Raw genomic sequence first — 25,061 nt, forward strand, 5'->3', positions numbered from 1 at the left:
CGGGGTCTCTAGGTTTTTCAGTGCGCGTCCTGCACGAAATGGCCGGGCGATACTTCGCGATAGCTCCGCTTCGGCGCGACGTAATCGAAGGGCCGCACCGGGCTCTTGATCTCTTCGGTCAGCGGCGGCGGGGTCCGCCCGCGGCGCGACGGATCGGGGATCGGCACGGCCGAGATCAGCCGGCGCGTATAGGGGTGCTGCGGATTGTCGAAGATCGCTGCCCGCGGGCCGATTTCGACGATCTCGCCGAGGAACATCACCGCCACCCGATGGCTCATCCGCTCCACCACGGCCATATCGTGGGAAATGAAGAGATAGGCGAGGCCGTGCTTTTCCTGCAGGTCGAGCAGCAGGTTGGAGACCTGCGCCTTGACCGAGACGTCGAGCGCGGAGACCGCCTCGTCGGCGACGATGAATTTCGGGTTGAGCGCAAGCGCGCGGGCAATCGAGATGCGCTGGCGCTGGCCGCCGGAAAATTCGTGCGGATGGCGGTCGGCCATCGCAGCCGAAAGGCCGACCTGCTCCAGGAGTTCCGCGACGCGCTCTTTGGCATTCCTGCGGCTCAGCAGGCCGTGGGCGAGCATGGGTTCGGCGATGGCGGAGCCGACCGTGATGCGGGGGTTCAGCGAGGCGAACGGGTCCTGGAAGATCATCTGCGAGGTGCGCCGCATGGTCCGCAATTCACCCATGCCGGCCCTGGTCACGTCCTTCCCGTCGATGACGATCGAGCCGGCGGACGGCGTGAGAAGCCGGATGATGGCACGGCCGGTCGTCGACTTGCCGCAGCCGCTCTCGCCGACCAGCGACAGGGTCTCGCCCGGACGAAGATCGAAGGAGACATTCTCCACCGCGTGGACACGGCCATTCGGCAGGTCGAAGCGAACGGTGAGATTGTCGACCTTCAGGATCGGTTCGGCGGTCTGCGCGACCGGCGTCATCTCGCGGCCGTCGACGGCTTCGCCCGTGGACGCATCGACTTCGGGGAAACGCTTCGGCGCAGCCGCCGCGCCCATCGTGCCGAGGCGGGGGATCGATGCGAGCAGCGACCTGGTATAGACGGCCTTGGGTGCGGCAAAGATCTCGGCGGTCTTGCCGGTCTCGATCATGTCGCCACGGAACATCACCACGGTGCGGTCGGCGATTTCGGCCACGACGCCCATGTCGTGGGTGATGAACAGCACGCCCATGTTTTCCTCCCGCTGCAGTTCGCGCAGGAGGTGGAGGATTTCGGCCTGGATCGTCACGTCGAGGGCGGTTGTCGGCTCGTCGGCGATCAGGAGCTTCGGGCGGCAGGCAAGCGCCATGGCGATCATCACGCGCTGGCGCATGCCGCCGGAAAACTTGTGCGGATATTCGTGCAGACGGGTTTTCGCCGCGGGAATGCGGACACGCTCCATCAGTCGCAACGTTTCGGCTTCCGCCTCCTTCCACGACATGTCGCGGTGAAGCACCAGGGCTTCGGCGATCTGGTTGCCGATGGTGAAGACCGGGTTGAGCGAGGTCATCGGCTCCTGGAAGATCATGCCGATTGCGCCGCCGCGCACCGAGCGCATTTCCGCTTCGCTGGCCTCAAGCAGATTTCTGCCTTCGAGCAGGATGCGGCCCTGCGAGCGCGAGCGGCCCGGCGGCAGAAGCCGCATCGTCGACAGCGCAGTGACGCTCTTGCCCGAACCGCTCTCACCGACGATGGCGACGGTTTCGCCGGCATCCACATGCAGGCTGATATCGCGGATGACGGCCTTCCAGCCTTCCGCCGTCTTGAACGAGGTCGTCAGGTTCTCGACCGAAAGCACCGGCCGAGCGGTTGTGGTGGTATCGGTCATGGTCAGCTTTCCTTGGCGAGGCGCGGATCGACGAGATCGCGCAGGCCGTCGCCCAGCAATTGCAGGGAGAGGACGGAGAAGACGATGGCCAGCCCCGGAAACACCATCAGCCAAGGGGCGTTGTTCATGTATTCGCGGCCAGACGCCAGCATCGTGCCCCAGGTCGGCATGTCGGTGGAAACGCCGACGCCGAGGAAGGAGAGGCTCGCTTCCGCCAGCATCGCGGAGGCGAAGACGAAGGTCGATTGCACGAGGATGGGGGAGGCAAGATTGAGCAGGACGTGGCGCGCGAGGATCTGCCAGGTGGGCAGGCCCATGGCGACGGCCGCTTCGATATAGGGCAGTTCGCGCAGCACCAGCGTCGAGCCGCGCACGATGCGGGCAAGACGCGGCGCATAGGTTATGCCGAGCGCCAGGATGACGGTGGAGAGCGACGGGCCGAGCGCTGCGACCAGCGCGATGGCAAGCAGGATGTCGGGAAAGGACATCATGGCGTCGAGCAGGCGCGAGATCGGCGCATCGAGGCTGCGGAAGAAGCCGGCGGCAACGCCGAGGATCACGCCGAGCACGGTGGAGATGGCGACGACGCCGAGGCTGACGAGAAGCGAGATGCGGCCGGCAAAGATGGCGCGGGAGAAGATGTCGCGGCCGAATTCATCCGTGCCGAAGACGTTCGTCATCGACGGCGGCTTGAGCTTGTTGACGATGGACAGCTTGTTCGGCGCATAGGGCGCAATCCAGGGCGCGAGGATCGCGGCCAGAACGACGACCGTGAGGATGATGGCGCCGACGAGCATGGCGCGATTGCCGAACAGGCGGCGCAGGCCCGAAGCGAAGGGCATGGAAACGGCGGCCATCGTGGTCATAGGCGCACCCGCGGATCAACGAGAATATAGAGCATGTCGACGATGAAGTTGATGAGCACGTAAATAGCGGCAACGACGAGGAGCGCGCCCTGAATGACGGGGTAGTCGCGGCGCAGCACGGCCGAGACGACGAGATTGCCGACTCCCGGCAGGCCGAAGACGGTTTCGGTGACGACGGCGCCCGCGACCAGCATGGCGATCGACAGGCCGATGACGGTGATGATCGGGATCATCGCGTTCTTCAATGCGTGCTTGAGGACGACACGGCCTTCGCCGGCGCCCTTGGCGCGGGCGGTGCGGACGTAGTCGTCGCCCAGCACATCGAGCATCGCGGCGCGGGTAAAACGGGTGATGAGGGCCGAGTTGACGATGCCGAGCGCCACGGCCGGCAGCACGAGGTGGTGCAGGCGTTCGAGGAACGGCGTTTCCGGCCCGCCATAACCGGAGGCGGGGAACCAGCCCTGGCCGACGGCAAAGAACTGGATCAGCATCAGGCCGAGCCAGAAGCTCGGCACGCTTGCCGCGACCATGGTCAGCGTCACGACGATCTGGTCGAAGATCGTGCCGCGCTTGACGGCCGACAAGATGCCGACCGGCAGCGCGATCGCGACCGCGATCAGGATCGAGAAGAGAGTGAGGAAGAAGGTCGGCTCGGCACGTGCGGCAAGCGCCGTCGTGACCGGCTGGTCAAGGAAGATCGACTGGCCCAGATCGCCCTGCAATATGCCGAGGACGAACTGGCCATATTGGACGATCATCGGCGCATCGAGCCCCATCCTGCTGCGCAGTTGCGCAACGTCTTCCGGGGTCGCATCCGACCCCAGCATGACGGCGGCAGGATCGCCGGGCGTGACGCGGACGATGATGAAGACCACCGTTACGACCAGGGCGAGCACGATTGCCATGCCCCCCAGCCGTTTCAGCAGCGCCAGTGCGATCCTTGCCATAGTCGGTTCCCAGTCTCTTTCAGCCTTACTTCTTCGGGCTCACGTTCCAGAAATGCGGCCAGTAAGTCGGCTCGTAGCCGGAAACGCCGTCGGCAACGCCGGAAACGGCATTGAAGTTGCCGACCTTATAGAGCGGTGCATCATCGTAGATCACCGTCTGGATGCCTTCCCAGGCCTTTTTCTTGGCATCGTCGGTCGTGGCGTCCATGTAGGCCGCGACGGCCTTCGCCTTCTGCTCGGATACGTACCAGCCCGGATAGGTGTCGGTGATGGTGTTGATCGTGGTCGGGTCGCCCGGGAAGTTGGAGTGGGTGATGAAGATGTCCCATTCCTTCGGATCGGCGCGGCGGGTGGTGAGCGTTGCCCAGTCGACGACCTGCAGGTCGACCTTGAAGCCGGCGGCTTCGAGATAGGCCTTGGCCACTTCGCCGATCTTGTAGTGGAATTCGTACTGGCGGCTGGTCATCAGGCGCAGCGGCGTGCCGTCATAGCCGGCTTCCTTCAAGAGCTTGGCGGCCGTTTCCGGATCGCCTTCGCCGTAACGGGCGACGCCGGCCTCGGTGTGCCAGAAGGAACCCTCGGGGAAGATCGAGGCGTCGACGCTGAAAAAGCGGTCGTCGGAGAAGGCGGCCATCATCATGTCGTTGGCATTGAGCGCTGCCTGCACGGCCTGACGGAGCTGCTTTTTGACGAGCAGGCCTTCCTTCATGTTCATGTTCATCGAAGCCCAGCCGGCGTTCTTGAAGATGACGGGCTTGGCAACGCCGCTCTTTTCGACGCGCTCATAGGCGCTGACCGGCAGGGAGTCGGCATAATCGAACTGGCCGGAGATGAGCCCTTCGACACGGGTATTGGCGTCGGGAACCGGGACGAAGCGGATTTCCCCGGCGATTGCCTCGCGCTTGCCGGCATAATTGCTCGGCGTTCCCTCGGGCGACTTGTAGCCGTCGAAGCGGACGAGCTGGGTATACTGGTCGGGCTTGCGCTCCTTCAGGGCATAGGGGCCTGTGCCGACGAATTCGGTCAGCGTGTCCGCGACCTTTTCCGACGGCAGGATGACGGAAGCCTGGGAGAGCGTGGCGAGGAGCGGCGCGTAACGGGACTTCAGCTTGATGACGACGGCATGGTCGCCGTCTTCCGTCAGGCTGTCGACGATGCCGGCCACCTGCTTGCCCTTGGAGTTGATCGCCATCCAGCGCTTCAGCGAGGCGGTGACGTCCTTGGCATCGAAATCGCTGCCGTCGTGGAACTTCACGCCCTCGCGCAGCGGGATCCTGTAGGCCAGGCCATCCTCGGAAATCTCAGGCATGCCGGCGGCGAGCAGGGGAACGGACTTCCATTCCGCATCGTAGGTATAGAGTGTCTCGAAAATGTGCTGGTCGATGGTCAGAACGATGTCGGTCGGCGTCTGCATGACGTCCAGCGTCGGCGGTTCACCGATCGTCGCGACGGTCAGAATGCCGTCGCCGCCCTGCGCGAATGCCAGGCTGGCAGTGCTGGCAAGCGCTGCCAGCGTTGTGAGAACAAGCGCACTCTTTTTCATGGTCTTCCCCTTGTTGCGTTCGGTTCAGTCAAAGATTTCGGCCGGCTTTCCTTCCGACCGAGAATTCAGCCGTCGAGCCCCAACGGGTCCGCAACGCGCGGCCAGAGCTCAAGGCTCGCCTTGCGATAGGGCGTCGTTGCGGGATCGGTTGGATAGGACGTCGGCGCGGCGATATAGACGATCTCGGAGGAGATCGGCTGGAAGCCCGCATAAAAATGGTTGGTCGACTTGATGAGCAGATAAGACTTGCCCGAGAAATCGATGCCCTGGTTGGAGAAAATGTCGGGCTCGTAGGTCTGGGTCCGGCTGGTAATCAGCACGATGTCGATATGGGTGCCGACCGGGCGGATAACCGCGGCACTGCCGAGCGTCACGCGGGAGTTGCGGAAACTCTGCCAGCCGGTATCGAAAACCTTCTGCACGGTGCTGCGCAGGTCGAGCGGTTCTCCGCCTTCGGGGCTCGATTTGCCACCGACGCGCAAGGCAATTTCAGCGCCTTCGCCGGCCGCATGGCAGAAGCTGACCGCAATCGGGTCCCAGATGGTCGCGACGGCGAAATCATCCATGCCGCGCTCCAGCATGCGGCGCAGGATATGGGTCGCGTCGCCCGCCACGCCACCGCCGGGATTGTCCCAGACATCGGCGATCGTCACCGGCTTTTCCGGATGCGCGGCACGAACCGCAATCGCCTTGTCGAGACCGGCCTCGGTATCGAACATCGGCATCGCGGTGGTCTTTCGCAGGCTGTAGAGCTCACGCCCGAGCCTTGCCGCCAGTTCATCGCCCTTTGCCTTGTCGTTGTCGGTGACGACGACGATGCGCGTGCCCATGTCGGGCAGGTCGCCGGCCATGAAGCCGTGGATGACGGAGGCGGACAGGATGCCGTCCTTGCCTTCCATCGCCTGCATGCGGTCGACGAAGGAACGCATCGGCTCGCGGCTGGTCGGGAAGATGGTAATCATCCGGCAGTCGAAGGTGGAGATCACCGGCCTGATTTCGCCGCGCAGCGCCCGGAGCGCCAGCTCGACGACATGCTCGCCGCGCTGTTCGAAATCCGTATGCGGAAATTCGAGGAAAGCGGCCATGATGTCGAGATTGGCGACGCGCAGCGCCGTCAGATGGCTGTGCGGATCGAATTCGGCGGCAATCAGAACGTCGGGTCCGACCATGTCGCGGACGCGGGAGAGCAGATCGCCTTCCGGATCGTCATAGCCTTGCGCGGCCATTGCGCCATGCAGGCCGAGCACGACGCCGTCGACGGGCATGGCCGCCTTCAGTTCGGCAAGGATCTGGTCGCGCAGCGTCTCGTAGGTCTGCCGCTGGATGAGGCCTGCAGGCTCCGCCCAGCAGGACGTGCCTTCGATGACCGTGAAACCCTCAGCCTTGCCGCGGCGGCGCAGGATCGGGACAACCGAGGAACAAAGGGTCGGCGTATCCGGATGCTCGCCCGGTCCGGCATAAAACGCGGCCTTGAAGGCGTTCATATCCGTCGGCACGGGGGAGAAGGTGTTCGTTTCAGTTGCCAGCGAGGCAGTGAAAATGCGCATGTCTGCTTTCCGAATACACGTCGGCCCATAGGCCGCCATAAAGCTGGCCTGGATGCCGTCGCCATGTTTTCCTGGTTTGAAGTTTGCCGGAGCCGCTTCCGCAAAAGCCGCCGGGGCGACAGTCTCAGCGCTCTCGGATCGTCTGATTGCCAGTCTTCCTCAGTTCACCCATTCACCGTTTCGGTGTAATTTATTTTCTTCATAATGCGTCAGATCCGTGAGAAGTCAATATATTTTCCAGATATCGCCAAATTTCTGTAATTTATTTTCTTTAATGTCGAAAACGAGGAAGAATTTTCACCTGAGGCCATCAGGTGAAGATGGAGCGCACGGGCCGAAGGGCCGACAATGTATTTGGGAATCAAGAATTTCCGCAGGGTTGCGCCGCGCAACGTCAGCCTGACGCGCCGAAGCCGCCATGAAAAAGGGCGCCGTCCAGGGGCGCCCTTTTTTCATCGTGCTGCGACGGTTGCCCCGGTGCGGTCGATGGCCGTCGCTTGATAACCACGAAAAATTTCCGGATAGCCGGCTTACCAGACGGTACCCCGCGCATCGACATTTTCGACCCGCGTGACGATGCCGTTGCGATGGAAGACCATGCGGTCGAAGAGGTTGGTGACGACGCAGGTATGGTTCGGCACGACCTTCACCATCGCGCCGATTTCCGCGAACGGCCTGGTGCAGCCGGAAATATCCACGACGGCATGTTCTTCCGAGAGCGAGACGATACGGGCGCCCTCGAAGCCGACGATCGAACCGTAATCCGAAAAGCCGAGCAGATCGGAAGTCAGCGCCTTCGAGCCGCTGTCCAACACGGCGCGATCCGGAGCCGGGCGGGAAACGACGGTCGCGAGAATGTACATGGCGAGGTCATCTTCCGTGCAATGGCCGGCGCGCACCATGCTGCGGTCGTTGTAGACATAGGTGCCGGCGCGATGTTCGCTCGCCGATGGCACCAGATGGGCGGAAAAAAGGTCCGGCGATCCACCGCTGGAGCGGACCGGGCATTCCATGCCTTTTTCGGCGAGCAGCGCCATCGTCCGGGCCATGAAAGCCTCGACCTGCGCGGCGCCGCCGATGGAGGGATAGGTCATGATCCCGCCGAAGCGCAGGCTGGGCGCGGCTGCGATCCTTTCCGCAAGCGCCACCGCCGCTTCCGGCGTCTGCACGCCGCAGCGCTTTCCGCCCGTGTCGCATTCGACCAGAACGGAAAGCGGTCTGTCGGCGTCGAAGGCCGAGGCGAGACCGGCGACCGTCGTTTCGCTGTCGGCGACCACGGCGAGTTTCGTGACGCGGGCATTCAGCGCTTTCAGGCGGACGAGCTTGGCCGGTCCAAGGATGTTGTAGGTAATCAGGATGTCGTCAAAACCCGCATCGGCAAAGACTTCCGCTTCCGTCACCTTCTGGCAGTTGAGGCCGACTGCGCCGGCTTCCACCTGCTGGCGGGCGATGGCTGCGATCTTGTGTGTCTTGATATGCGGGCGGAAAGCCTTGCCGTGCGTGTCGCAATAGGTCTGCACCCTGGCGATGTTTGCGGCGAGCCGGTCCTCGTCGATGACGGGCATGGGCGTTGCGACCTGTTCGAGCGGCGTGCCGGGTTCCGGCCACGGATAGTTCATGATGGGACCTCGTTGGGGCAGGATGCGCCGCCGGATGAAGTGACTGCGGCGCGAGGGAGGTTACTTTTATTTTCACGGGAATGGCAAGTTTCATTGATGCCTGTCCGCATTATGCTATCAGATTGCGTTATGGTGAAATTCATTTTCACCGATGGATGATTTTTCTCCCATGCCGCTGAAGGAGAAGACCGGATGGACCTGTTTCACGCCCTTTCCGACGAAGACGGCAGGCTTTCGGGCCTCGAGACAAAACTGGCGCAGTTTGCCCTGGAGAATGTGGATTTCGTCGTCAATTCGTCGATCATCGAACTGGCGGAACGCGCGGGGGTGTCCCCGCCGACGGTTACCCGTTTCTGCCGCCGGCTGGGTTGCCAGGGCTATTCCGACTTCAAGGTGCAGCTTGCCAAGATGGCCTATGTCGGGCTGCGTTACCTGAAGCCCGAGGCGCCGACGGCGACCGCCGAAGAGGTCGCCAGCGATATCGTCTCGAAGGCGCAGAACGCTCTTTTCGAAGTGCATCGCCAGCTCGACCTCAGGGCGATCGAAAAGGCGGCGCAGATGCTGCGAGGGGCCGAATTCATCCAGGCCTTCGGTTCCAGCGGCAATTCGGCGATGATCGTCAACGAGCTGCACAATCGTCTGTTCCGGCTCGGCTGCCGGATCAATTCGTCGAACGACCATGGCATGAACCTGATGATCTCGGCCGCCGCGCAGCCCGGAACGGTCGTCTTCGGCTCGTCGTTCACCGGCCGCGACATGGGGCTCGTCCATTGCCTGGAGCTGTTGCGCCAGCACGCGATCCCGACAATCGTGATGACCCAGGGCGGCTCGCCGGTGGCGAATGCCGCAGACCTCGTGATCGCCATCGAGATGCCGGAGGGCAAGAACATCTTTCGCCCGACCTCGACGCGCTACGCCTATCTTGCGGCGATCGACATCCTGGCGAACATGGTCGCCTATGCCGACCGCAACAGGGCGCTGAAATCGCTGCGTCCGATCAAGGAAGAGCTGGTGCGCAATCGCGACGGCGACGACCGGCAGCTTCTCGGCGACTGAGTGTAGAACCGGCTTCTCCCAAGGGCGATTGCCCCTTCTGGCCTGGATCGCACAAAGGACGCATGGTGGATCAGGCTCGCATTCACCGCATTTGATCGTCCGGTTCACATATTGCGGACGGAAGCCTGTGGACATGATAGAACGGGCCCGGTTCGGTGAAATCAGATCACAGGTTCGGCATGGACAACCGCGCAGGCGAAATGATGGTATTCGTTCGGGTCGTGGAGGCGGGGAGCTTTTCCGAGGCTGCGCGGCTTATGCTGATGACGCCGTCGACGGTATCCAAGCTGATCGCCCGTCTGGAGGCGAGGCTTGGCGTTCGACTCATAGAACGTTCGACCCGCAGGCTGGCGCTGACCGAAGAAGGACAGTTCTATTATGAGCGCAGCCAGGCGCTGCTCGCCCAACTCGACGAGACCGAGCAGCAGATCGCACACGGAGGAGCAGAGCCCGAAGGGATCGTCCGCATCACCTCCTCGGTGAGCTTCGGCACCACCGCGCTGGAACCCATCCTGCCGGCGTTTTTCGAGGCCTATCCCAAGGTGATCGTCGATCTTTCGCTCTCGGACGAAGTGATCGATCTCTATCTCGACCGCACGGATATCGCGATCCGCGTCGGCAAGCTTCCCGACTCCAACCTGATGGCGCGCAAGCTCGGCGAGACCAAGCGGTGCATCGTGGCATCGCCCGCCTATCTTGAACGCCACGGCACGCCGACAACGCCGGAAGAACTCGTCCATCACAATTGCCTTGGGTTCAATTTCCGTCGCGCGATGCCCGTCTGGCCGATGCGCGAAGGCGGGCGGATCGTGGAGCGCATGCTGAGCGGGTCGCTGCTGGTCAACAATGGCGATACATTACGGCGGATGGCGATTGCCGGCGTCGGGATCATCCGCCTTGCCGATTATCATCTGCGCGGGCCGATCGAGCGCGGAGAACTTGTCGAGCTTCTTGCCGACAGCGATATCGGCGTCGTGGACGAGGTTCACGCCCTTTATCGCGGATCGCAATTCCTCCCCGCTCGCGTGCGCGCGTTTCTGGATTTCGCCGTACCGCGCATGCAGAAATTTCTGCAGCCGCATTAAAAACCAAGCCGACCGAGGCGCTATGGCGTCTCGGCCGGCAGGAGCTTTGATGGCTTGGTTCAGTCTTCGATCGGGAGCGGGGCTGCCGGATTGACGAGACCGCCATCGCGCAGTTCACGCCAGAAACCGGCCGGAATGGCCTCGCGCAGGGCGGCGCCATCCTCGGCGATCCGGGCCGGACGGCTGGCGCCCGGGATGACTGCGGCAACCGCCGGGTGGGCAAGCGCAAACTGCAGGCCCGCAGCCTTCATCGAGATGCCGTGGCGATCGGCGATCGCCTTGATCGCGGCGACCTTGGCGAGGATCTCCGGCGTCGCCGGCGCATATTCGAAGTTCGGACCGCCGACCAGTGCGCCTGAACTGTAGGGGCCTCCCACCACGATCCCCAGACCACGTTCTGCCACCGTCGGCATGACGCGCTGCAGGGCGCGGTCGTGATCGAGGAGCGAATACCGCCCGGCCAGCAGGAAACCGTCCGGCCGGGGCTCATCCAGCGCCAGCAGCAACTCGATCGGCTCGACCTTGTTGACGCCAAGGCCCCAGGCCTTGATTACGCCTTCGTCGCGCATCCGGTCGAGGGCGCGGAACGCGCCTTTTCTGGCCTCCTCGAATTTGCCGAGCCATTCATCGCCGTAGAAATCCTGGGCGATGTCATGCACCCAGACGATATCGATATAGTCGGTCTTGAGGCGCTTCAGGCTGTCCTCGATCGAGCGGTAGGTGGCATCCTCGGTGTAGTCGTTGACGATCTTGTTGGGGAGGCCATATTTGAAGACGTCGCCCTTCTCTCCGAGATCGCGGGCGCTGACATCCTCGATCTCGTCGAGGATCAGGCGGCCGACCTTCGTGCTGACCACATACTGGTCGCGAGGCTTGCCGGCGAGCGCTCTTCCCATGCGGATTTCGGCGAGACCTGCGCCATAAAACGGCGCGTTGTCGTAGTAGCGGATGCCGTCGTTCCATGCGGCCTCGACGGTTGCGAGCGCTTCCTCCTCGGGAATATCGCGAAACATGTTGCCGAGCGGGGCAGCGCCAAAACCGAGTTTGCTGTGCAGAATATCCTTGAGTGTCATTGCAGGAGCCTTCCGTTTTCATCCCGAACCCAGCGTTCGGTGTCGGAATTCAAAATAGGCCCCGCGGGCAATCGGCAGTAGCCGGACGCTGATCTCAGAACTTTGGAAGACAATTCACAAGTCAGCTGCGAGCATCCCGTGCAGGCGGTAACCTTCCGCCTTCGGGTCAAAGCCAGAAGCGGCTCCATCCCTCTCCAATATCATGGCGATAATCTCGGCCTTGTGCCGCAGCGATGACGGAAGGAACATCGCCTGACGTGCGGCCAGAGCGCGGAGCCGGGTGGGGTCCGGGGCATGATCGGCAACTTTGGCCAGGCGGCGCCAGATGGCCGCATAGGCCGTCTCGACGGTCAATCGCATGAAGGCATCGGCCGCCGGCGCCGGGTCTTCCGCGGCAAGCATGCGCGTGCGCGCCTGCTGCCACAAGGACAGCGCGTCATCGGCGCCGGCGGAGCTCACAAACCGCGCAAATGCGTTCGCGGCGTTCCCGCCGTCGTGGCGCAACAGCCGTGTCGCCAGCGTAAGCGCGTGGATACCGTTCGCACCCTCGTAGATCGCGGTGATGCGGACATCGCGCAGGATCTGCTCGACCCGGTATTCCCGCAGATAGCCGTATCCGCCCAGCACCTGGATCGCGAGATTGGCGGCGGCGACGCCACCCTCGGTGCAGGCGAACTTGCAGACGGGCGTGAGGAAATCGACGAGTTCGGGCGCCTCCTGCAACTCCAGTTCGACCAGGGCGACATGGCAAAGCGCGCGTCCCGCTATCGCGATGGCCTCGGCCTCATCGAGCATCCGCTGCACGTCCGGGTGGCTCGCGAGCATCGCCGAACCCGTCTCGCCGGCGATTTTCCCCTGCCGCCGGCCCCGGGCATATTCGGTCGCGATCCGCGTCGCGCGGGTAGCATGGGCAACCCCCTGCAAGGCAACGTCGAGGCGGGCGTGGTTCATCATGGTGAACATGGCCTTCAACCCTTCACCCTCATTGCCGACAAGCTCGGCCGGTGCGCCATCGAACAGCATCTGGCAGGTCGGCGAGCCATGCAGGCCCATCTTCTCCTCGATCCGCGTCACCGTCACCGGCAGCCTTGCGCCGGCATCGTCATGGGAGGGAACGAGAAACAGGCTGAGCCCGCGTGTGCTGCCCGCGGCACCTTGCGTGCGGGCGAGCACGAGATGGAGGATACGCGGTGTCAGATCCTGATCACCGCCGGAAATGAAGATCTTCTCGCCCGAGATGCGCCAGCCATCTGGTCCCTGTTCGCCACGGGTCCGGATGCCCGAGAGGTCGGAACCGGCGCCGGGTTCCGTCAGCGCCATGGTGGCCAGCCACTCGCCCGAGGCGAGACGCGGCAGCCAGCGCTCCTGCTGATCGGGTGTGCCATAATCGACAAGCGTTCGCGAGGCGCCGGGAACGAGGCCGGCAATCATCTGCAGCGCATGGCTCGCCCCGGCGAAAATCTCCGTCACGGCCCCGAGAACAGGCGCCGGCATGCCCTGGCCGCCCGCCTCTTCCGGAATGGAAAGTCCCGGCCAGCCCTGTTCGGCGAACGCGGCATAGGCCGCGACCAATCCTTCCGGCATATGCACGCGCCCATCCACGAGCCGGCAACCCTCACGATCGGCGGCTTCATCGGCCGGCGCAACGACGCCCTCGGCCAGTCGGGAAAACTGCCTGATAACCTCCTGCACGAGATCGTCGTCCCAGGCTGGAATTCGCCCGGCCCCGGCGACATGCCGCAGCGAAAAAAGGATGGTCTCGACGGGTGCTTCGAAGGAGATCATGGGTTTTCTCTTCTCTCATCGGCAGACGGCAGGCCGAGCAGCCGCATGGCATTTTCCTTGAGGATCTTCGGGCGGACGGCGTCCCGGATCGGCAGGCCGGCAAATTCCTCGAGCCAGCCTTCCGGTGCAATCATCGGCCAGTCGGAGCCGAAGAGCATGCGCTCCTTCAGCAGGGTGTTGGCGTATTGGATGAGGATCGGCGGGAAATAACGCGGTCGCCAGCCCGACAGGTCGATCCAGACATTGGGCTTGTGCACGGCGACGGCGAGCGCCTCTTCCTGCCAGGGAAAAGAGGGATGGGCCATGACGATCGGCATGTCGGGGAAATCGACGGCCACGTCGTCGAGATACATCGGATTGGAATATTTCAGCCGCATTCCGTTGCCGCCCCTCATGCCCGACCCGACGCCGGTCTGGCCGGTGTGGAAGAGCGCCGGAACGCCCGCCTCCGCAATCGCCTCGTAGAGCGGCCAGCACATCCGGTCATTGGGATAGAAGCCCTGCATGGTCGGATGGAACTTGAAGCCCCGGATGCCGAAATCGGCGACGAGGCGTCGCGCCTCCCTTGCGCCCATGCGGCCGCGGGCCGGATCGATCGAGGCGAAGGGGATCAGGATGTCGGGATGTCGGGAGGCCGCCTCCGCGACCTCCTCGTTGGCATAGCGCCGATAGCCGGTCTCGCGTTCGGCATCGACGGGAAAAATCACGGCAGCGATGTTCTGCTCCCGGTAATGGACCGCCGTCTCGTCGACGGTCGGGGGATGCTGCCACGGCGCGCGGAAATAGCGCGCCATGGCAGCCTGCAGATCGTCATAGCCGTCGTCGGCGTGGCAGCCGCAGGGCTCCTCGGCGTGGGTGTGAAAATCGATGGCCCGAAGCGTCGAGAGGTCGAGCATGCGGCTGCCCTCTCCGTCAGGCCATCTGCAGGCTGCGCCCACGGCGCACCAGCAGCAGAACCGTCGTCAGGCCGGCCAGAAGCGTGATCGGCACGAGAGCGAACATCACGTCGGAGGGTGTGCTGCCGCCGGCCACCAGGAAGCCCGCGAGCAGGGGCCCCGCAATCGAGCCCAGCCGTCCGACCGCGACCGCAACGCCGACGCCCGTGCCGCGGATCTCGAAGGGGTAGCATTGCGGCGCCACGCCGTAGAGAATGGCCTGTACGCAGAGGATGGCACCGCCCACCAGCGCCCCGGCGACAAGCGTCAGGCCGAGATTGGCCGGCAGCAGGCCGAGCATGAGAAGGGCACCCGCTGCCGCGGCAAAGCCGAGGGCAACCGGCATGACCGGGTTCTTCTGGTCGAGCATGCGTCCGCCGATGAGGCTGCCGACCACGCCGCCGAGATTGAACAGGATCTGCACGAACGAAGCCTCGTTGCGGGCAAGACCGCGGGCGACGAGGAGTTGCGGCATCCAGTTCAGGAGCAGGTAGACCACCAGCAGCCCGAGGAAGAAGGACACCCAGAGCGCCGTCGTGGTGATGAGCGTCTGCGGCGCGAAGATGCGCGATACGGCGCCCGAGACGGTTTTCACTTCGCTCTTCTGCACCCGCAGCGGCGGCAGCAGGGTATGGATGAACGGTGCGAGAATGAGAGGCATGACACCGCCGACGACGAAAATCGAGTGCCAGTCGTCGCCATGCAGGCCGAGCATGGCCACCCCGCTTGCGACAGCGCCGCCGAGCGGCACGCCGGCATACATGATCGCGACGGCCCGCCCGCGCCGCGCCGGATCGGTCGATTCCGCCGCAATGTTCACGAGGTTCGGCAAGGCGCCGCCGAGACCCACACCGGTCAGGAAGCGCATGACGACGAGCTGTTCGAAGCTGGAGACGAAGGCCGTTGCAACGGAAAAGATGCCGAAGGTCACGAGCGAAAGCACGAGACCGGTGCGCCTTCCCCATCCGTCGGCAATGCGGCCGCCGGCGAGCGCCCCGAAGATCAGGCCGAACGTTGCGGCCGAAAAGAAGAACCCGATTTGTTGCGGGGTCAGCCCGAAAGCCGGCGCGAGCTTGGGCACGGCGACACCGGCGGCCTGAAGGTCGAAGCCTTCGATGACGGCCGCGAGAAAGGCAAGCGAAAGCGCTCGCCGCCCGCCGGAGCGGTGGTCGATATTGGTTTGCATTACTTCCTCCCAGAAAGCGGGGCCTCTCCCCCGCGGTTTAGAGCCTAGCCCTGCTTCGGCCCATCCTCCTGCCAGATCTTCGCCAGAAGCCGGCGAAGTTCCTTCTGTTCAGCCGCGCTCAGGCGGCAAAGCATGTTGCGCTCATGGTCGGCGATCAGCGCCAGCCATCGGGCGGCTTCCTCCTCGCCGCGGCGGGTCGGGAAAAGACGCTGGATTCGCTGGTCGGACGAATCCGCCTCACGCAGGAAAAGCCCGCGTTCCTCGAGATCGGCCAGGATCGAGACGATATTGGCGCGCTGCATGCCGAGCGCGCGACAGATATCGGCCGAACTGATGCCGGGCATCTCGACGATGCTGAGCAGCACGCTCATCGGCACCGGCCGCGTGTTGGCCGGCTCCAGCGCCGAGACGGCGCCCTGCAGGTCGAAGACCGACGCACGGCGCAGGTGATAGCCGACCAGATCCTCCAGCCGGCCGATCGAAGCCTCGACGTCCTCTTCTCGCTTCGGCATTTCCAGTGGCATTTCGTCGTCCTTCACGATGTCCTCTTGCAATATCCATAATGCTATGCGACATAGCAGTCAATCCGCTATGTCGGATAGCGGTTAACCCGCCGGCAGATCGTAACCGCTGCCGGGTCGCTCTGGGAGGAGCCAGATGACTTTTGTTTCCATGCGTATCGCAGGGGCGGAACGCGCCGCCACCACCGGCCGGACCTTCCGGCGTCTCAATCCCGTCACGGGCGAGGTTGCGAGCGAGGCTGTGGCAGCCACCGTCGCGGATGCCGTTGCGGCGGCCGATGCGGCAGCGGCGGCGTTCCCCGCCTGGGCGGCTCTCGGTCCCAATGCGCGCCGCGCCATCCTTTTGAAGGCCGCCGATGCGCTGGCAGCCAAGGGCGACGCCTTCGTTGCCGCCATGGCCTCGGAAATCGGAGCGACGGTCGCCTGGGCACGGTTCAACGTCATGCTCGCTTCCTCCACGCTGCGCGAGGCCGCGGCCCTCACAACGCAGGTTTCCGGCGAAGTGATCCCCTCCGACAAGCCGGGCTGCCTGTCCATGGCGATCCGCGAGCCGGCCGGTGTCGTGCTCGGCATCGCGCCGTGGAACGCGCCGGTCATTCTCGGTGTGCGCGCCATTGCTACGCCGCTCGCCTGCGGCAACAGCGTCGTCTTCAAGGCATCGGAAATCTGCCCGCGCACCCATGCGCTGATCGTCGAAGCGCTGGAGGAGGGCGGTCTTCCGGCCGGCGTCGTCAGCCTTGTGACCAATGCGCCGGAAGACGCAGCCGAGATCGTCGGCGCCTTGATCGATCACCCCGATATCCGCCGGATCAACTTCACCGGCTCGACCAATGTCGGACGCATCATCGCGGAACGCGCCGCCCGGCAGTTGAAACCCGTCCTGCTCGAACTCGGCGGCAAGGCTCCTCTTCTCGTGCTGAAGGATGCCGATGTCGACGAGGCGGTAAAGGCCGCGATCTTCGGGGCCTTCTTCAACCAGGGCCAGATCTGCATGTCGACCGAACGCATCATCGTCGTTCCCGACGTGGCGGAAGAGTTCGTGGCGAAGTTCACGGAACGCGCCAAGGCGCTGAAGGCCGGCGACCCCCGCGACGGCAAGGCTCCGCTGGGCGCCGTAGTCGATGCCCGCACGGTTGAAAAAGTCGAAGCGCTGATCGCCGACGCCGTTTCCAAGGGTGCCACCGTCACCGGCGCAGGCGCAGCCGATGGCGTGCTTTTGCCTGCACAGGTGGTCGACAAGGTCACCTCCGACATGCGCCTCTATTCCGAGGAGAGCTTTGGTCCCGTTGTCGCCATACTCCGCGCCAGGGACGAGGACGACGCGGTGCGTCTTGCCAATGACAGCGAATACGGCCTCTCGGCCGCCGTCTTCAGCCGCGATACGTCGCGCGCGCTGTCGGTCGCGCGCCGCATCCGCTCGGGCATCTGCCATGTGAATGGCCCGACCGTGCATGACGAGGCGCAGATGCCTTTCGGCGGGACCAAGGCCTCCGGGTATGGCCGCTTCGGCGGCAAGGCGGGTATCGCCGAGTTCACCGAATTGCGCTGGATCACCGTCGAGACACAGCCGGGCCACTTCCCGCTCTGACGGGACGGGAACAGCGCCCGCCGCCAAGATCAGAAGCCGGCGACACGCTGCGCCGGCCCGCTCCAATTGATGCATTTCCAAGGAGGGCCACATGGCCAACGATACCGATACTGTCGCATTTGATGTCATCGATGGCATCGCATGGGTACGCTTCAACCGTCCCGACAAACGCAATGCGATGAGCCCGACGCTCAACCGGGCGATGATGGAGGTGCTCGACGAACTCGAGTTCCGTTCCGATGTCGCCGTGCTGGTGCTGACCGGGGAGGGGGCTGCCTGGACGGCCGGCATGGATCTCAAGGAATATTTCCGGGAAACGGAGGCCGAAGGGCTCAAGGGGGTCCGCCGGTCACAGCGGGAAAGCTACGGCTGGTGGCGCCGGCTGCGCTGGTACCAGAAGCCGACCATCGCCATGGTCAACGGCTGGTGCTTCGGCGGCGGCTACGGTCCGCTCTTTGCCTGCGATCTCGCATTCGCGGCGGATGAAGCGAAGTTCGGCCTCTCGGAAATCAACTGGGGCATCCTGCCGGGCGGCGGAGCGACCAAGGTCGCCGTGGAGTTGCTGCCCTTCCGCAAGGCCATGTATCATGCGCTGCTGGGTGAGCCGATCGACGGAAAGACGGCTGCCGAGTGGGGCCTCGTCAACGAAAGCGTGCCGCTTGCCCAGCTCAAGGATCGGGTGAGCGAGGTGGCGAAGATCCTGCGCGCAAAGAACCCGGTCGCGCTCAAGGCCACCAAGGACGCCATCCGCCGCGTCGGCGTGATGACCTATGACGAGGCGGAGGATTATCTCGTCCGCGCCCAGGAGGCTGCAAACTCCTTCGACAACGAGGGACGCAAGGAGGGCATTCGTCAGTTCATCGACGAAAAATCCTACAAGCCGGGCCTTGGGGCCTATGACAAGGACCGCAAGGTTCGCTGAAGCCCGAGGAGGAGAAAGGGAGGAGGAAAAATGCTGGACTTCATTTCACCCGATCCGGTGGCGCTTCACGCGCGCCTCCGGCCGGCGGCGACGGCCTGCGTCGATCTTGCCGGCAATCGGCAGTGGACCTACCGGGAACTTGACACGGATATCCAGCGCGCCGTGACCGTGCTGGGCGCCGAAGGCATCGTGAAGGGCGACCGGGTGGCTGTGCTTGCCCGCAACAACGTGCATCAGGTCATCCTGCAGCAGGCGCTGATGCGGCTCGGCGCGATCTTCGTTCCGCTCAACTGGCGCCTGTCGCAGCAGGAACTCGGGCAGTTGCTGAGGGACTGCACGCCGTCGATCCTCTATACCGACGAGGATATCCCGGAACTGCCGCCCGGCTGCCGCGCGAAGAGCTTTCGCAATTTCGCCTCCGAGGTCGCGGTCGCTGAGCCGGGAGCGCGATGCACGCCGCACTCCGGTCACGACACCTGCATCATTCTCTATACCTCCGGCACCTCAGGCGTGCCGAAGGGTGCGCTGCTGACCTCGCAGTTTCTGCTGGCGACCGCGGTGAACTTCAACATCCTGGGCGAGGTGGACACAGGTTGCGTGTTCCTCTGCGACAGCCCCATGTTCCATGTCATCGGTATCGTCACGCAGATCTGGCCGCCGATGCTGCGCGGCGGCACCTTCATCGTCTCGCCCGGCTTCGATCCCGAACTGACCAATGAGCGGCTGGGCAATCCCGATTTCGGCGTCACGCATTATTTCTGCGTGCCCCAGATGGCGGAAGCCCTTCGCCATGCGTCGAACTTCGCGCCCGAACGGTGGAGCAGGCTCAAGGCGCTCTTCACCGGGGGCGCGCCGAACCCGCCGGCCCATATCCGCTGGTGGCTCGATCACGGCGTGCGCATGGTCGACGGCTACGGCATGACCGAAACCGGGACCACTCTCGGCATGCCCCTGTCGCAGGAGCTTCTGCGCGCCAAGGCGGGCGCGGTCGGCCTTGCGGGACCGCTGACAGCCATAAGGCTGGTGGATGAAGACGACCGCGACGTGCCGGACGGGTCTCCGGGGGAGATCCTGGTCTTCGGGCTCAATGTCGTCACCGGCTACTGGAACCGGCCGGAAGAACGGCAGCGCAGCTTCACGGCGGATGGCTGGATTCGAACCGGCGATGTCGGACGCCGCGACGAGGACGGTTTCATCTCGATCGTGGACCGTCGCAAGGACATGTTCATCTCCGGCGGCGAGAACGTCTACCCGGTCGAGATAGAGGCAGCGCTTGCCGAACATCCCGGCGTCCGCGAGGTGGCGGTCATCGGCATTCCAGACGAGCGCTGGGGCGAGGTCGGACGAGCCTATGTGGTCATGGCCCCGGATCGGCGGCCCGACCCTGAGGAACTCGCACGGCATTGCCAGTCGCTGATCGCCCGCTACAAGGTGCCGAAGGAGTTTCGCTTCGTCACCAGCCTGCCCCGGACCGGCTCCGGAAAGGTGATGAAACACGTGCTGCGCCGCGAGGCGCTTGTGGAACTCTGATGCGAGGCGTTGCCTTCGCCCTGGCAAGGCAACGCTCTTCTCTCGACCGAACGATTGCGACCGCAAAAGCCGGGAAGATCGATCGCCGGGGCTGACGCAAGCACCGGGAAGCCGATCTCTTGTCGGAGTCGCACCCGGATGCCGGCACGGAACCGGCGCCGATCCGTGGCATGCCGTATCCCCTGTGGGACGCCCCGATGTCCTCACGACACACAAAGATTCCAAAAAACTTGACACTATCAATCATATTTAGGATGGAGATATAGCACTAAATTTTGAGGGACAGTTTCATGTTTTCCAGACGGAACGAGCTGGCGATCGCTCTTGCGCTCGTTGTTACGCAACCGGTCATTTCATTGGCGGAACCGATCACCATCATCGACCATGAAAAGCGCACCGTGACGCTGGCAAAGCCGGCCGAGCGCATCGCCTCGATCCCGATCCCGATGGCCTCGACCATCATCGCCATGGACGGCGGTACCTCGAAGCTCGTCGGCATGAACCCGACCGCCAAGTCGGCGATCGTCGAGGGCGTGCTCGGCAGGATCTTCCCCGAGGCCAAGGACATCCCCTCAGACATCACCGCGCCGAACTTCATTCCGAACGTCGAGGAACTTGCGGCCACCAATCCGGAACTGGTGATCCAGTGGGCCGATCGCGGCCCCGACCTGGTCGACCCGATCGTCAATGCCGGCCTCACCGCGCTGCTGATTTCCTACGGCACGGAGGAAAAGACCAAGCAGTACCAGGCCATGGTGGCGACCGCGATGGGCAAGCCCGAGCGCGCCGATATGATTAACGGCTGGCGCGATCAGGTGGCCGCCGAAATGGCCGCGAAGTCGAAGGACATTCCGGCGGAGAAGAAGCCGAAGGTGCTTTATCTCGGCCGCGCGCTCGAGGGGCTGACCGCGTCCGGCGACAAGGGCAACTACAACGCCTTTTATATCAATCTGGTCGGCGCCACATCGGCTTCCGCCAAGGTTGAAGGCCAGGGCACGACGATCAGTCCCGAGCAGATCGCCGAGTGGAACCCGGACGTCATCCTCCTCAATAGCTTCGAGGCCAAGCTCGGCGTCGAGCGGATCTATGACGACCCGATCCTGTCGCTGACCAAGGCCGCCCAGGAAAAGCGCGTCTACAAGATGCCGCTCGGCGGTTATCGCTGGGACCCGCCGAACCAGGAAAGCCCGCTGACCTGGATGTGGCTCGCCAATCTCCTGCATCCGGACATCTTCCAGTACGACCTGCGCGGCGAGATGAAAAAAGCCTACAAGACGCTCTACGACTACGACCTGACCGACGAGGACATCGACGGCATCCTGTGGATCGGCATGCAGGGCGACGCCACGAACTACGCCCAGTTCAAGGCGAAGTAAGATGGCGATGGCGGCGACGGAGAGCAGGCGCCGAAGCCGGATCGGCTTCAGGATTGGCGCGTTCGGGCTCATGGGGCTGGCGCTCGCCGCCGCCATGCTGTTTTCGATCGGGGCCGGACGCTTTTCCGTCGATGTGACGCGCATCGGCGAGATCCTGCTGGCGGCGATCCTGAACCCGGATGCCGTGCCGACCCAGATGGACGAGCGCATCGTGCTGCTCGTGCGATTGCCGCGCGTGCTTCTGGCGGCGCTGTCGGGTGCAGCGCTCGCCGTTGGCGGGGCGGCGCTACAGGGCGTGTTCCGCAATCCGCTGGTCTCGCCGCAGGTGCTCGGCATCAGCCAGGGCGCCGCCTTCGGCGGCGCGCTCGCCATCCTGTTCGGCTATTCCGGTTTCGTCCTGCTTGGAATGGCCTTCATTCTCGGCCTGTCGGCGTTGGTTCTGGTCGGGCTTCTTGCCCGCATCAATGGCCGCACCGAGGTCATCACCGTGATCCTGGCCGGCATGATCGTCGGCGCGCTGTTTGCCGCGCTGGTCTCCGTGGTGCAGTTCGTCGCCGATCCCAATACCTCGCTGCCCGCCATCGTCTACTGGCTGATGGGGTCCTTCTCGACCGCCACCTGGCCCCGGCTGTGGCTCGCCGTGCCGGGCATGGGGCTTGGTCTTCTTGCCGTCTGGCTGTTGCGCTACCGGCTCAACCTTCTGGCGCTCGAGGAGCAGGAGGCCCGTTCGCTCGGCGTCAATCCCGACCGCGAGCGCTGGTACATCTTCATCGCCATTTCGCTGATGACCGGAACCTCGGTGGCGGTGGCCGGTATCATCGGCTGGATCGGCCTTGTCGTGCCGCATGCTGCGCGCATCCTGGTTGGCGAGGATCACCGTGCGCTGATCCCGGCCTCGGCCCTGCTGGGCGCCGCCTATCTGACGTTGATCGACACCATGGCGCGCACGCTGACGGCGGCCGAGATCCCGCTTGGCGTCCTGACTGCGCTGGTCGGCGCGCCGGTGTTCGGCTACCTGCTGCGCCGTCACTTCAAGGAGACGAACCGCACATGATCGGTCTTGAAGACGCTTCCGTTTCCTTCGGCGCCCGCACCCTGTTTTCCGGCATCAGTTTCACCGTGCCGGTCGGCCGTTCCATGGCGGTACTCGGCCCCAATGGTCGCGGCAAGACCACGCTGCTGCGCGCCCTGCTCGGTTTCCAGCCGCTGGCGAAGGGTCGCCGCAGCGCCCCGAAAATTGCCGGCTACGTGCCGCAGCACGGCGCCTCGCAGGCCAAGCTTTCCGGCCTCGACGTGGTCATCATGGGTCGGGCGGCCAGGCTCGGCCTGTTCGGCCAGCCCTCGGCGGACGACCGCGCGGCGGCCGAGGAGGCGCTGGTCGAGGTCGGCGCCTGCCATCTGGCCGAGCTTCGCTACGACCGCATGTCCGGCGGCCAGCGGCAGATGGTGCTGATCGCCCGTGCCATCGCCACCGGATCGCCGGCTCTGGTCTTCGACGAACCGACCTCTGCGCTCGATCTCGGCAACCAGTCGCGCACGCTGGAACTCTTGAACACGCTCAGGCTTCGCCGCGACAAGGCGATCCTGTTCACCACCCACGACCCCAACCATGCGCTGGCGGCGGCCGACGACGTGTTGCTGATGATGCCCGGCGGGCGCGAAATCCACGGTACCGTCGCCGACATGATCGAGCCCGACAAGCTGTCCGAACTCTACGGCGTGGCGATGCGCTGGGTGGACGTCACCGGACCGACGGGCGAGACGCGCCGGGCGATCCTGCCCGCCTTCGCCGGAATAGAGGCAGCATGACCACGATCTATCTGAAATCCGCCTACGATGACCCGTCTGAGACGGTGAAGGCGGCCGCAGCCGAGGGCGTGGTGACGATCGTCGAGCAGTCGGCGCTGACGGCGGATATGCTTCTGGCCCACAGGGGCCTGATTACCGGCAACCAGCTCGACCAGAATGCCATGGTCCTGATGCGCGACGTGCTTGCCGCCTTCCTCGACGCCGGCGGACGCTGGTTTTTCAACGGCCATATGGTGCGGCCGCTGGTCGACGGCATGGCCCAGTACCGGCCGATCGAGGCGCCGAAGCGCGCCGATTTCGACCTTTCCTCCGTCAACCCGCATCCGTTGTTTTCCGGCATCGACCTTTCGAAGCTCGAGACCAACAAGGGCGTGGCGGGCTTTTACGGCCGGGGCTGCAATCCGCTGCCGGAAGGCGCCGTGGCGGTGAACGGTCTGGGGTCGGCGAAGGTGCCGGTCGATTGGGTCTGGGACCGGCCTGGGGGCGGACGCATCTTTTCCCATGCCGGCAACGATCTCGGTTCCATGGGGCTGGAATGGAACCTTTCGGGCGAGCTGACGCGCCGCATGATTGACTGGACCCTTGGCGGCGCCTGCCTCGACCCTTGGCCGACCGCGTCGTCATCGTCGGCGGCCGAAGAATTGCTTGCCGAGCCCGAAACCTACGGCGGCATGCGCATGTCGAGCCGGACCGGGAGGCGCATTGTCGCACCGTCCTGTGGTACCTACTACCATATCCGCAGCCTGGAAGGACCGCGCTATACCGAAGCGTTCGACGTGATCTGCGCGCCCGAACAACTCGCCGATATCCTGCGCCCCGACGATATTCTGTGGGTTCCCTGCCGCACGCCGGTGCAGCGCATGATCGCGCAGAAAGCCGTGCTTGCCCGTCATCTGGCGGCGGGCGGTACTGTGGTCGCGCTCGGCGAGAGCCGGTCCGACCTTTGGCTGCCGCATGTCGACTTCACCGGCACTCCGACGAACTGGTGGTGGTGGCTCGATCCGGCAGCCGATCTCGGCGTGCGCGTCACCGAAGCTGCGGCCCGCCATCCGCTGATGGCCGACATCGGCGACCGGGAAGCGACCTGGCACCTGCATGGCTGGTTTGTTCCGCCGGACGGCGCCACGGTGCTCGCCCGTGACGGCGAGGGCCGGGCGATCCTCTACGAGGACAGGGTTTCGACGAAGGGAACGATGATCCTTTCCTCGCTCGACCCGATGTTCCATCACGGCTCGCATTTCATGCCGGCCACGACCCGTTTCCTCGACCGCTTCGTTCCCAACCTGAAAGCCCTTGCAGATGTCTAATGCCATTACCGTGCTCGACAACGGCCACCCGATCAGCTTCACCTTCGACAGCATCAACGCCTATCACGGCGGCGGCTTTCCGGGCGGCGTGGCTCATGCGCTCAAAGCCATGCAGGCGGCGTTTCCGCTGCTGTCCGACACGCCCTTGGAACGGCGCGAGGTGACGATCGTGACCGCCTTTTCCGGCCCCGGCGGACGCGATGCGCTGGAAATGGTGACCCGGGCGCTCACCGAGGGGCGGTTGACCGTCGACAAGTCGATCGGCGGCAAGGACGTCATCACCGACCCGCCCGGACCCTACGTGTTCCGCTTCAGCTATCGCGGCCGCACGGTACAGGCTGTGATCCGGCCCGGCCATGTGAAGGAAGAATTCGTCACCCTCGGCGCCAAGAAGGACAAGACGCCCGATGAGATTGCCCGTCACGAGGAATTGAAGGCCGAGATGGCCTACCGTTTGCTGCCGCTTGCTCCGCAAGAGGTTTACGCCGTCAGCCTGTACTGACGGGTTCCGGCCTTAGACCGGGCAAACTGCCCGTTGCAAAG

The 25,061-nt window shown here is 64.3% G+C and carries 21 protein-coding genes; 10 read left to right on the forward strand and 11 right to left on the reverse strand.

Annotation, left to right across the window (positions count from 1 at the left end; genetic code table 11):
- Positions 1–17: 17 nt before the first annotated feature.
- The 6 genes from ACLBKR_RS20825 to ACLBKR_RS20850 form a co-directional block, all read right to left on the reverse strand.
- Positions 18–1,823 carry a dipeptide ABC transporter ATP-binding protein gene (locus ACLBKR_RS20825; protein ID WP_414902042.1) on the reverse strand — a complete coding sequence of 602 codons (1,806 nt, stop codon included), beginning with the start codon at positions 1,821–1,823 and terminating at the stop codon, positions 18–20.
- A 2-nt stretch (positions 1,824–1,825) separates the two neighbouring features.
- A complete protein-coding gene (locus ACLBKR_RS20830; RefSeq protein WP_113426410.1) occupies positions 1,826–2,680 on the reverse strand; it encodes an ABC transporter permease in 855 nt (284 codons plus the stop codon).
- A gap of 5 nt (positions 2,681–2,685) precedes the next feature.
- The gene (locus ACLBKR_RS20835; RefSeq protein ID WP_113339838.1) at positions 2,686–3,636 is read right to left on the reverse strand and encodes an ABC transporter permease; all 951 of its coding nucleotides are present in this window, start codon (positions 3,634–3,636) and stop codon (positions 2,686–2,688) included.
- Positions 3,637–3,661: 25 nt separating this feature from the next.
- Positions 3,662–5,179 (reverse strand): ABC transporter substrate-binding protein, encoded by a 1,518-nt coding sequence (locus ACLBKR_RS20840; protein WP_414902044.1) that lies wholly within the window; start codon positions 5,177–5,179, stop codon positions 3,662–3,664.
- Between the two features lie 65 nt (positions 5,180–5,244).
- Positions 5,245–6,726, reverse strand: a complete 1,482-nt coding sequence (locus tag ACLBKR_RS20845; RefSeq protein WP_414902046.1) for a M81 family metallopeptidase — start codon at positions 6,724–6,726, stop codon at positions 5,245–5,247.
- 530 nt (positions 6,727–7,256) lie between these two features.
- Complete coding sequence (locus tag ACLBKR_RS20850; RefSeq protein ID WP_113448053.1) at positions 7,257–8,345, reverse strand: D-TA family PLP-dependent enzyme; 1,089 nt, start codon at positions 8,343–8,345, stop codon at positions 7,257–7,259.
- Between the two features lie 192 nt (positions 8,346–8,537).
- Here ACLBKR_RS20850 and ACLBKR_RS20855 point away from each other — a divergent pair, with 192 nt between their 5' ends.
- A complete protein-coding gene (locus ACLBKR_RS20855; protein WP_113487057.1) occupies positions 8,538–9,401 on the forward strand; it encodes a MurR/RpiR family transcriptional regulator in 864 nt (287 codons plus the stop codon).
- A gap of 179 nt (positions 9,402–9,580) precedes the next feature.
- Positions 9,581–10,486, forward strand: coding sequence for a LysR family transcriptional regulator (locus tag ACLBKR_RS20860; RefSeq protein WP_113487055.1), 906 nt, complete (start codon positions 9,581–9,583; stop codon positions 10,484–10,486).
- A gap of 59 nt (positions 10,487–10,545) precedes the next feature.
- On the opposite strand, the gene ACLBKR_RS20865 is transcribed toward ACLBKR_RS20860, so the two are convergent.
- From ACLBKR_RS20865 to ACLBKR_RS20885, 5 genes are all read right to left on the reverse strand, one after another.
- Positions 10,546–11,559, reverse strand: a complete 1,014-nt coding sequence (locus ACLBKR_RS20865) for an aldo/keto reductase (protein ID WP_113487053.1) — start codon at positions 11,557–11,559, stop codon at positions 10,546–10,548.
- Between the two features lie 114 nt (positions 11,560–11,673).
- Positions 11,674–13,344: an acyl-CoA dehydrogenase family protein gene (locus tag ACLBKR_RS20870; protein ID WP_414902050.1), complete on the reverse strand. Its 1,671-nt coding sequence runs from the start codon at positions 13,342–13,344 to the stop codon at positions 11,674–11,676.
- Entirely contained in the window at positions 13,341–14,240 is a 900-nt protein-coding gene (locus ACLBKR_RS20875) for an amidohydrolase family protein (RefSeq protein WP_414902052.1), read from the reverse strand. The genes ACLBKR_RS20870 and ACLBKR_RS20875 overlap by 4 nt, the downstream gene beginning before the upstream one ends.
- A 16-nt stretch (positions 14,241–14,256) precedes the next feature.
- The gene (gene mhpT / locus ACLBKR_RS20880; RefSeq protein ID WP_113438323.1) at positions 14,257–15,465 is read right to left on the reverse strand and encodes a 3-(3-hydroxy-phenyl)propionate transporter MhpT; all 1,209 of its coding nucleotides are present in this window, start codon (positions 15,463–15,465) and stop codon (positions 14,257–14,259) included.
- A 44-nt stretch (positions 15,466–15,509) separates the two neighbouring features.
- Positions 15,510–16,004 (reverse strand): MarR family winged helix-turn-helix transcriptional regulator, encoded by a 495-nt coding sequence (locus ACLBKR_RS20885; protein ID WP_112827061.1) that lies wholly within the window; start codon positions 16,002–16,004, stop codon positions 15,510–15,512.
- Positions 16,005–16,122: 118 nt separating this feature from the next.
- Between ACLBKR_RS20885 and ACLBKR_RS20890 the strand changes: the two genes are divergently transcribed.
- The 8 genes from ACLBKR_RS20890 to ACLBKR_RS20925 all read left to right on the forward strand — a co-directional run bounded on the left by ACLBKR_RS20890 (position 16,123) and on the right by ACLBKR_RS20925 (position 25,020).
- Complete coding sequence (locus ACLBKR_RS20890) at positions 16,123–17,574, forward strand: aldehyde dehydrogenase (protein ID WP_113466220.1); 1,452 nt, start codon at positions 16,123–16,125, stop codon at positions 17,572–17,574.
- Between the two features lie 91 nt (positions 17,575–17,665).
- On the forward strand, positions 17,666–18,496 hold the full coding sequence (locus ACLBKR_RS20895) for a p-hydroxycinnamoyl CoA hydratase/lyase (protein WP_244711362.1): 831 nt from the start codon (positions 17,666–17,668) through the stop codon (positions 18,494–18,496).
- Between the two features lie 30 nt (positions 18,497–18,526).
- Positions 18,527–20,026 carry an AMP-binding protein gene (locus ACLBKR_RS20900; protein ID WP_113426337.1) on the forward strand — a complete coding sequence of 500 codons (1,500 nt, stop codon included), beginning with the start codon at positions 18,527–18,529 and terminating at the stop codon, positions 20,024–20,026.
- 290 nt (positions 20,027–20,316) lie between these two features.
- Positions 20,317–21,402 carry an ABC transporter substrate-binding protein gene (locus tag ACLBKR_RS20905; protein ID WP_113339850.1) on the forward strand — a complete coding sequence of 362 codons (1,086 nt, stop codon included), beginning with the start codon at positions 20,317–20,319 and terminating at the stop codon, positions 21,400–21,402.
- A 1-nt stretch (position 21,403) separates the two neighbouring features.
- Positions 21,404–22,456 (forward strand): iron ABC transporter permease, encoded by a 1,053-nt coding sequence (locus tag ACLBKR_RS20910; protein ID WP_113448059.1) that lies wholly within the window; start codon positions 21,404–21,406, stop codon positions 22,454–22,456.
- Complete coding sequence (locus ACLBKR_RS20915; RefSeq protein ID WP_414902057.1) at positions 22,453–23,211, forward strand: ABC transporter ATP-binding protein; 759 nt, start codon at positions 22,453–22,455, stop codon at positions 23,209–23,211. The genes ACLBKR_RS20910 and ACLBKR_RS20915 overlap by 4 nt, the downstream gene beginning before the upstream one ends.
- Positions 23,208–24,518 (forward strand): hypothetical protein, encoded by a 1,311-nt coding sequence (locus ACLBKR_RS20920; protein ID WP_414902059.1) that lies wholly within the window; start codon positions 23,208–23,210, stop codon positions 24,516–24,518. The genes ACLBKR_RS20915 and ACLBKR_RS20920 overlap by 4 nt, the downstream gene beginning before the upstream one ends.
- The gene (locus ACLBKR_RS20925; RefSeq protein ID WP_112827069.1) at positions 24,511–25,020 is read left to right on the forward strand and encodes a hypothetical protein; all 510 of its coding nucleotides are present in this window, start codon (positions 24,511–24,513) and stop codon (positions 25,018–25,020) included. Before ACLBKR_RS20920 ends, ACLBKR_RS20925 begins: the two co-directional genes overlap by 8 nt.
- The last annotated feature ends 41 nt before the right edge of the window (positions 25,021–25,061 follow it).

The organism is Paenirhizobium cremeum (assembly GCF_047553425.1).
GTDB lineage: Bacteria > Pseudomonadota > Alphaproteobacteria > Rhizobiales > Rhizobiaceae > Allorhizobium > Allorhizobium cremeum.